Origin of the sequence: Streptomyces sp. NPDC059679 (assembly GCF_042734105.1) — a bacterium.
GTDB lineage: Bacteria > Actinomycetota > Actinomycetes > Streptomycetales > Streptomycetaceae > Streptomyces.
Genome location: NZ_JBHWES010000013.1, coordinates 179,227 through 187,551 on the forward strand (window position 1 = coordinate 179,227; position 8,325 = coordinate 187,551).

An 8,325-nucleotide genomic window follows, 5' to 3' on the forward strand; every position below is an offset into this window, starting at 1 on the left:
CCCCGCCCGTGACCGCTTCCGGACGCTTCCGGACCGTTCCGGCTCCCGGAAGCTACTTCTTGCGGCCGCGCTTCTCGCGCACCCGCACCGAGATCTGCAGCGGAGTGCCCTCGAAGCCGAACTCCTCGCGCAGCCGCCGCTCGACGAACCGGCGGTAGCCCGCCTCCAGGAAGCCCGAGGCGAACAGCACGAATCGCGGCGGCTTGGTCCCGGCCTGCGTCCCGAAGAGGATGCGGGGCTGCTTGCCGCCGCGGACCGGGTGCGGGTGGGAGGCGACGATCTCACCGAGGAAGGCGTTCAGCCGCCCGGTCGGCACCCGGGTCTCCCATCCGGCCAGCGCGGTCTCGATCGCCGGAACCAGCTTCTCCATATGGCGGCCGGTACGCGCCGAGACATTGACCCGCGGCGCCCACTGGATCTGGCCCAGCTCGGTCTCGATCTCGCGCTCGAGGTAGTAGCGGCGCTCCTCGTCGAGCGTGTCCCACTTGTTGTACGCCACGACGATCGCGCGCCCGGCCTCAACCGCCATCGAGATGATCCGCTGGTCCTGGACGCTGATCGACTCGCTGGAATCGATCAGGACGACCGCCAGTTCGGCCTTCTCCACGGCGGCGGCGGTGCGCAGCGAGGCGTAGTAGTCCGCGCCCTCCTGGAGGTGCACCCGGCGGCGGATACCGGCCGTGTCCACGAACTTCCAGGTCACCCCGCCGAGTTCGATCAGCTCGTCGACCGGGTCGCGGGTGGTGCCCGCCATCTCGTTGACGACCACCCGCTCCTCGCCCGCCACCTTGTTGAGCAGGGACGACTTACCGACGTTCGGGCGGCCGATGAGCGCGATACGGCGCGGACCGCCGATGGTGGCGCCGAAGGTCTGGGCCGGCGCCTCGGGCAGCGCCTCCAGCACGGCGTCCAGCATGTCGCCGGTGCCGCGGCCGTGCAGCGCGGAGACCGGGTACGGCTCGCCGAGGCCGAGCGACCACAGCATCGCCGCGTCCGCCTCGGCGCTGGGGCCGTCGACCTTGTTGGCGCACAGCACGACGGGCTTCCCGGCCCGGCGCAACAGCTTGACCACGGCCTCGTCGGTGTCGGTGGCGCCGACCGTGGCGTCCACCACGAAGACCACCGCGTCGGCGGCCTCGATGGCGAACTCGGCCTGGGCGGCCACGGACGCGTCGATGCCGAGCACGTCCTGCTCCCAGCCGCCGGTGTCGACCACCTTGAAACGACGGCCGGACCATTCGGCCTCGTAGGTCACCCGGTCGCGGGTGACGCCCGGGCGGTCCTCCACGACCGCCTCGCGGCGGCCGATGATGCGGTTCACCAGAGTCGACTTGCCGACATTGGGGCGGCCGACGACGGCGAGGACGGGCAGCGGGCCATGCCCCGCCGCGGCCAGGTCGCCCTCGACCTCCTCCGGGTCGAAGCCTTCCTGCGCGGCGAGCTCCATGAACTCCGCGTACTCGGCGTCGCCAAGCTCACCGTGCTGCTGGTCGCCGCCGGTGTGGATCTGGTCGTTCATGAAGTCATTCCTCGTCGTCCTTCGCTGCTGTCCGCAGCTGCCGCGGGCCCGTACGGCCCGCTGGTGTGTCACGTCAAAGGGCGGGCCATCTATGGATGGCCGGCGCGGCCGGTGAGCCGTCTGGCGTCCGCCAGATGCGCTCCCAGCCGCTTCTGGACGCGCACGGTCGCCTCGTCCAGGGCCGAGCGGGTCCGCCGGCCGCTGCCGTCCCCCGCCTCGAAGGGGTCACCGAAGACCACGTCGATCCGGCTGCGCAGCGGCGGCAGCCCCGGCACCACCCGGCCGCGCCGCGCCGTCGTGCCCAGCACCGCCACCGGCACGATCGGGGCGCCCGACCGTACGGCGAAGTAGGCGAGCCCGGCGCGCAGCGAGGCGAAGTCGCCGTCGCCGCGGGTGCCCTCCGGGAAGATCCCCAGCACGCCGCCGCGCTCCAGCACGCCCAGAGCGTCCGTGATCGCCGTCCGGTCGGCGTTCACCCGGTCCACCTTCAGCTGACCGATTCCGCGCAGGAACGGGTCCAGCGGGCCGACGAACGCCTCCTTCTTGACCAGGAAGTGCACCGGCCGCGGCGAGGTGCCGATCAGCATCGGGCCGTCGAGGTTGTGGGAGTGGTTTCCCGCGAGGATGACCGGACCGCCGGCCGGAATCCGCCAGGCGCCCAGCACGCGCGGCTTCCACAGCCCGTACATCAGACCGATGCCGATCCGGCGGCCGACCGCGGCGCCGCTCGCGCTGGGCAGCGCGGCGGCGTCCTTGCCGGCCTTGCCGGTCGTGTTGGGGGTTCGGGTCACGCGGAACGCTTCTCCTCGACGAGGGTCACCACGCACTCGATGACCTGCTCAAGGGTGAGGCTGGTGGTGTCGACCTCGATCGCGTCGTCCGCCTTGGCGAGCGGCGAGGTCTTACGGCCCGAGTCGGCGGCGTCCCGCTTGGCCAGCGCGGCCTGGGTGGCGGCCAGGTCCACGGCCTCCTTGCCCTTGAGCTCCCCGCTGCGGCGGGCGGCCCGCGCCTCGGCGGAGGCGGTCAGGAAGATCTTGACGTCGGCGTCGGGCAGCACGGTGGTGCCGATGTCCCGGCCCTCCACGACGATGCCGCGCGGCGCCTCGGCGGCGATGGACCGCTGCAGCTCGGTGATCTGCGTCCGCACCTCGGGGACCGCGCTGACCGCGCTGACCCTGGAGGTGACCTCCTGGGTACGGATCGGGCCGGCGACGTCCACGCCGTCCACGGTGATGGTGGGGCCCGACGGGTCGGTGCCGGAGACGATGACGGGCTTGGCGGCGGCGTCGGCCACGGCGATGGCGTCGTCGACGTCGATGCCGTTGTTCACCATCCACCACGTGATCGCCCGGTACTGGGCGCCGGTGTCGAGGTAGCCGAGGCCGAGCTTGGCCGCGACCGCCTTGGAGGTGCTGGACTTGCCCGTGCCTGCGGGGCCGTCGATCGCGACAATCACTGCTGCCGGGGCGGTCCGGGCGGCGGTTTCCACGGTGACAGACACCTTTCTTGCGCACGGGCGGTTTCGCAGCCCCACTCAAGGGCCTCGCACAAGGTTACTGCCGGATCGACCAAGCTCGTGCCGCCATATCGCCGCCCTCGCACCGCTCGGCGCCAGGGCGCCTCCCCGGCTTCGGGACGGCTGCGCCGGACTCCGCCCGCCGATCGGTGGTCACTGCCGGATCGACCAGCCCCGTTCCCTCAAGGCGGCCGTGAGGCCGGGCGCGGCGAGGGGTTCGACGAAGAGCTGGATCAGGCCGGCCTGCTGGCCGGTCGCGTGCTCGATCCGTACGTCTTCGATGTTGACCCCGGCGCGGCCCGCGTCGGCGAAGATACGGGCCAGCTCGCCAGGCTGGTCGCCGATGAGCACCGACACCGTCTCGTACGCGGCCGGGGCCGCGCCGTGCTTGCCCGGCACCCGCTCGCGCCCCGCGTTGCCGCGCCGCAGTACGTCCTCGATGCCCTGTGTGCCGTCGAGGCGCTTGGCGTCGTCGGCCGACTGCAGTGCGCGCAGCGCCCGGACGGTCTCGTCGAGGTCGGTGGCGACCGCGGCGAGTATGTCGGCCACCGGGCCCGGGTTGGCGGAGAGGATGTCGACCCACAGGGCGGGGTCGGAGGCGGCGATCCGGGTCACATCGCGGATGCCCTGCCCGCACAGCCGTACCGCCGTCTCGTCCGCGTCCTCCAGCCGCGCCGCGACCATGCTGGAGAGCAGCTGGGGGGTGTGCGAGACCAGCGCGACGGCCCGGTCGTGCGCGTCCGCGTCCATCACCACGGGCACGGCCCGGCACAGCGCGACCAGTTCGAGCGCGAGATTGAGCACTTCGGTGTCGGTGGCGGTGCCGGCGGCACTGGTCGGCGTGAGCACCCACGGGCGGCCCTCGAAGAGGTCGGCCGTCCCGGCCAGCGGCCCGGAGCGCTCGGCGCCCGCCATGGGGTGGGTGCCGAGGTACCGGGTCAGCGGGCAGCCGAGCGCTTCCAGCTCGCGGCGCGGCCCGCCCTTGACGCTGGCGACGTCCAGGAAGCCACGCGCGATGCCGCGGCGCATCGCGTCGGCGATGGTCCGGGCCACATGCGCGGGCGGTACGGCGACGACCGCCAGGTCGACCGGGCCCTCCGGCTCGTCCACCGTGCCGCCGCCGAGGGCCGCCGCGGTACGGGCCCGGTCCGGGTCGTGGTCGCTGAGATACACCCGGACCCCGCGGCCCGCCAGGGCGAGCGCCACGGAGGTGCCGATCAGGCCGGTGCCGATGACGAGGGCGGTTCTCACTGGGCGATGTCCTTACGGAGGGCGGCGGCGGCGCCGAGGTAGACATGGGCGAGATCGGACTTGGCCAGGTCGGTCTCGATATGCGCGAGGATGCGGACCACGCGCGGCATGGCCCCGGCGATATCGAGCTCCTGCGCGCAGATCAGCGGCACGTCGGTGATCCCGAGCTTGCGGACGGCGACGGCCGGGAAGTCGCTGTGCAGATCGGGGGTGGCCGTGAACCACACGCTGATCAGGTCGTCCGGCGTCAGGCCGTTGCGCTCCAGGATGGCGGTGAGCAGCGCGGAGACCTGCTCGTGCATATGCCCCGGCTCGTCCCGCTCCAGCTGGACGGCCCCGCGGACCGCTCGTACCGCCACGTCTGGGCTCCCTTCCGTACCCGGCTGACCGGCGTCCCCCGGTCAGCCTAGCGAGGCGGACCGGGCGCGACGACGCCGCGCCCATCCTGCGGACACCCACCGTCACGGGTGCGGGACGGGATGGGGCGGGACGGACGCGGCGGGCGAACCGAACGGGATGGGGTGGTTAGAGGTCGACCTCGCGCATCAGCATGCCGACCTCGGTGTTGGTCAGCCGCCGCAGCCAGCCGGACTTCTGGTCGCCCAGCGCGATCGGGCCGAAGGCCGTACGCACCAGCTTGTCGACCGGGAAGCCGGCCTCGGCGAGCATGCGCCGCACGATGTGCTTGCGCCCCTCGTGCAGGCTCACCTCGACCAGATAGTTCTTGCCGGTGTTCTGCACGACCCTGAAGTGGTCGGCGCGGGCGTAGCCGTCCTCGAGCTGGATGCCGTCCTTCAGCCGCTTGCCGAGGTCGCGCGGGAGGGGGCCCTGGATCGCGGCGAGGTAGGTCTTCTTGACGCCGTAGCGGGGGTGGGTGAGGCGGTGGGACAGCTCGCCGTGGTTGGTGAGCAGGATGATGCCCTCGGTCTCGGTGTCGAGGCGGCCGACGTGGAAGAGCCGGGTCTCGCGGTTGGTGACATAGTCGCCCAGGCACTGGCGGCCGTCCGGGTCCTCCATGGTGGAGACGACGCCCGCGGGCTTGTTCAGCGCGAAGAAGAGGTACGACTGGGTGGCGACGGTCAGCCCGTCGACCTTGATCTCGTCCTTCTCCGGGTCGACGCGGAGCCCCTGCTCCGTGACGATCTTGCCGTTGACCTCCACCCGGGCCTGGTCGATGAGCTCTTCACAGGCGCGGCGCGAACCCATGCCGGCGCGGGCGAGGACCTTCTGCAGCCGCTCGCCCTCCTGCTCGGCTCCGGGGAACGTCTTGGGCAGCTTGACCCGCGGCTTGTCGTGCCGGGCTCGGTTGCGCTCCTCTATCTGGGCCTCGTACTCGCGCGGGCGAGCAGGGGCGGCGGGCTTACGGCCGCGGCCACCACCCTTGGGGCCACCGCCCTTGGGGCCACCGCCCTTGGGGCCGCCGCCCTGGGCGCCACCGGCCCCGGCACCGGACTTCGGGCCGCCGCCCCGGCCGCCGCCCTTCGGGCCTCCGCTCTTCGCGCCGCCGGGCTGGCCACCGCCCACGTCGTAGCGGCGCTCCTCAGGACGGGGCCGGCCCGCGCGCTGCTGATTGTCGTCGCGCCCGTTGCCCGCGCCCCGGTAGTTCTGCCTACCGCCGGTGCCCCTGCTGTTCCTGCCGCTGCTTCGCATCAAGATTCCGTCTGAGAGTGGCCGCTGTCGTGGCCCTGGTTGTGGCCCTGGTTGTCGTGGGCTCGGTCGTCGTCGTCCTGCGGGTCCGGTGCGTCCGGGTCGAAGGACGGCAGCCCCTCCTGGGACTCGCCCTCGACCGCATCCGCCTCCGGGAGGAACGGGGCGAGCTCGGGAAGCTCGTCCAGGCCGCGCAGGCCCATCCGCTCCAGGAAGTAGTTCGTCGTCCTGTACAGGATCGCACCTGTTTCAGGTTCTGTTCCCGCCTCCTCCACCAGACCGCGCTGCAGGAGGGTCCGCATCACGCCATCGCAGTTCACGCCGCGTACGGCCGAAACGCGGGAACGGCTGACCGGCTGACGGTACGCGACCACGGCGAGGGTTTCCAAAGCGGCCTGGGTGAGCCGGGCCTGCTGACCGTCCAGGACGAAGCGCTCGACGGCCGCGGAGTAGGCGGGGCTGGTGTAGAAGCGCCAGCCGCCCGCGACCAGCCGCAGCTCGAAGCCGCGGCCCTGCGCGGTGTACTCGTCGGCCAGCTCGCGCAGCGCGCCCCGGACCGCCCGGCGCGGCCGGTCCAGGATCTTGGCCAGGTGTTCCTCGGTGGCAGGTTCGTCGACGACCATGAGCACGGCCTCAAGGGCCGGCTTGAGGTCGAGCTCGGCGAGGTCCGAGGCCCCGTCCGGGGCCTCGGCGGTGCGGGATGGCTGCTGCTCGCTCACGTCTCTGCCTCCTTTTCGGGCCGCGACCGCGGTTCCTGGTCGAACTCGTCGGTCACCAGCGGCTGCCGCCCCTCCGCGCCCGTCCAGCGCACCATGAGCGAGCCGAGCGCCTCTTCCTGGTCCAGGTGCACCGCGCGCTCCCGGTAGAGCTCCAGCAGCGCCAGGAACCGCGCGACGACGGTCAGCACATCGGGCGCGTCCTCGGTCAGCGTCTGAAAGCTCGCCTCGCCCAGCTCCCGCAGCCGCGCCACCACGACCTCGGCCTGCTCCCGGACGCTGACCAGCGGGGCGTGGATGTGCTCCACGTACACCTGCGGCTTGGGCTTGGGCTGCATCGCCTTCACGGCCAGCTTCGCGAAGCCCTCCGCGCCGATGCTGATGACGACTTCGGGAAGGAGGTCCGCGTGGTGCGGCTCCAGGCCCACGGTGCGGGGGTAGCGGCTGGACTCCGCGATCAGCCGGTCGTTGAGGATGTCCGCGATCTGTTTGAACGCGCGGTACTGCAGAAGACGCGCGAAGAGCAGGTCCCGCGCCTCCAGCAGGGCCAGATCGGCCTCGTCCTCGACCTCGGCCGCGGGCAGCAGCCGGGCCGCCTTGAGATCGAGCAGGGTCGCGGCGACGACCAGGAACTCGGTGGTCTGGTCGAGGTCCCAGTCCGGCCCCATGGCCCGGATATACGCCATGAACTCGTCGGTGACCTTGGAGAGGGCGACCTCGGTGACGTCGAGTTTGTGCTTGGAGATCAGCTGGAGCAGCAGATCAAAGGGCCCCTCGAAGTTCGCCAGCCGGACGGTGAACTTCCCCTGCCCATCCCCACGTGCGTCCCCGTCGCCGGGGCCCTCCCCCGCGTCCGCGGCAGGGGGCCGCTCGTGCTTCGGGTGAGCCGGGGGTTCGGCGTCCGGCACCGCGTCGTCGGGCGCGGCCTCCGGCGTGGGCTCCGCGACGGGCTCGGCGTCCGTGGGCTCCGCGACGGGCTCGGGAGGCTGCGGCGGCTCAGCGGGCTGCGGCGGCTCGGCGGGTGGGGCCTCAGGGGCCGGGGCCTGGTTACCGGGTGCGGTGCCCGTCGCGCGCGGCCCCGTGCCGGGGCCCCGGCCGAGGCTGCGGCGGGGTGAGCGAGGGGGCTGGGCGGGGGTGGGGTTCGTGGGCATCACGGTCCAGGGGGCCGGGGGTCGGGGCAGCTAAGCGGCCCCGGGGAAGTAGGGGTGGGTTCCTGGGTCGTCTGGTGCGGTGCATCGCAAGGCGGAGGATCGCCCTCGTACTGGGCGTACTTGGGCGACTCCGACAACGCGGCGAGGTGCCGTGCCAGGCGGCCCAGGGACCTGCCTCTACTTCCTCGGGGTCGCTTAGGCCCTACAACAAGCGAGCAGGCTATCGCCCGACCCCGTCAGCGACCGCGCAAGCGGCGCACCAGGATGCTCGCGTCGCCGCGCGACTCGAGGTCGGCGAGGACGACCGCGACCGCCTCGCGGACGATCCGGCCGCGGTCGACGGCGAGGCCGTGCTCACCGCGGAGCACCAGGCGGGCGTGCTCGAGGTCCATCAGCTCCTCGGCGGAGACATAGACCGTGATCTTCTCGTCGTGGCGCTCGCGCCCGCTGGGGCGCCGGTTGGCCGCGCGGCCGCGGCGGCGGGCCGGGCCTGCCTGGGCGGGCGCGGACGGGCCGTCCTGCGGC

At 72.7% G+C, this 8,325-nt stretch carries 9 protein-coding genes; all 9 read right to left on the reverse strand.

Features of this window, described 5'->3' with window-relative positions:
• Positions 1–52 precede the first annotated feature (52 nt).
• A complete protein-coding gene (gene der, locus ACFV2X_RS17335; RefSeq protein ID WP_385617006.1) occupies positions 53–1,519 on the reverse strand; it encodes a ribosome biogenesis GTPase Der in 1,467 nt (488 codons plus the stop codon).
• 89 nt (positions 1,520–1,608) lie between these two features.
• Positions 1,609–2,346: a lysophospholipid acyltransferase family protein gene (locus ACFV2X_RS17340; protein WP_385617008.1), complete on the reverse strand. Its 738-nt coding sequence runs from the start codon at positions 2,344–2,346 to the stop codon at positions 1,609–1,611.
• Positions 2,307–3,020, reverse strand: coding sequence for a (d)CMP kinase (gene cmk, locus ACFV2X_RS17345; RefSeq protein ID WP_385617010.1), 714 nt, complete (start codon positions 3,018–3,020; stop codon positions 2,307–2,309). Before cmk ends, ACFV2X_RS17340 begins: the two co-directional genes overlap by 40 nt.
• Before the next feature lie 168 nt (positions 3,021–3,188).
• Entirely contained in the window at positions 3,189–4,286 is a 1,098-nt protein-coding gene (locus ACFV2X_RS17350; RefSeq protein ID WP_385617012.1) for a prephenate dehydrogenase, read from the reverse strand.
• Positions 4,283–4,645, reverse strand: coding sequence for a chorismate mutase (gene aroH, locus ACFV2X_RS17355; RefSeq protein ID WP_385617013.1), 363 nt, complete (start codon positions 4,643–4,645; stop codon positions 4,283–4,285). The genes ACFV2X_RS17350 and aroH overlap by 4 nt, the downstream gene beginning before the upstream one ends.
• 166 nt (positions 4,646–4,811) lie before the next feature.
• Positions 4,812–5,936, reverse strand: a complete 1,125-nt coding sequence (locus tag ACFV2X_RS17360; RefSeq protein WP_385617015.1) for a pseudouridine synthase — start codon at positions 5,934–5,936, stop codon at positions 4,812–4,814.
• The gene (scpB, locus tag ACFV2X_RS17365) at positions 5,936–6,652 is read right to left on the reverse strand and encodes an SMC-Scp complex subunit ScpB (RefSeq protein ID WP_385617016.1); all 717 of its coding nucleotides are present in this window, start codon (positions 6,650–6,652) and stop codon (positions 5,936–5,938) included. The genes ACFV2X_RS17360 and scpB overlap by 1 nt, the downstream gene beginning before the upstream one ends.
• Positions 6,649–7,800, reverse strand: a complete 1,152-nt coding sequence (locus tag ACFV2X_RS17370) for a segregation and condensation protein A (protein WP_385617018.1) — start codon at positions 7,798–7,800, stop codon at positions 6,649–6,651. Before ACFV2X_RS17370 ends, scpB begins: the two co-directional genes overlap by 4 nt.
• A gap of 236 nt (positions 7,801–8,036) precedes the next feature.
• Positions 8,037–8,325, reverse strand: a 289-nt coding sequence (locus ACFV2X_RS17375; RefSeq protein ID WP_385617020.1) for a hypothetical protein, incomplete at its 5' end; no start/stop codon positions are given.

Excerpts from the sequence above, each read along its gene's own strand:
- der (WP_385617006.1), bottom strand. The coding sequence starts at position 1,519 with ATGAACGACCAGATCCACACCGGCGGCGACCAGCAGCACGGTGAGCTT.
- ACFV2X_RS17360 (WP_385617015.1), bottom strand. The coding sequence starts at position 5,936 with ATGCGAAGCAGCGGCAGGAACAGCAGGGGCACCGGCGGTAGGCAGAAC.
- ACFV2X_RS17370 (WP_385617018.1), bottom strand. The coding sequence starts at position 7,800 with ATGCCCACGAACCCCACCCCCGCCCAGCCCCCTCGCTCACCCCGCCGC.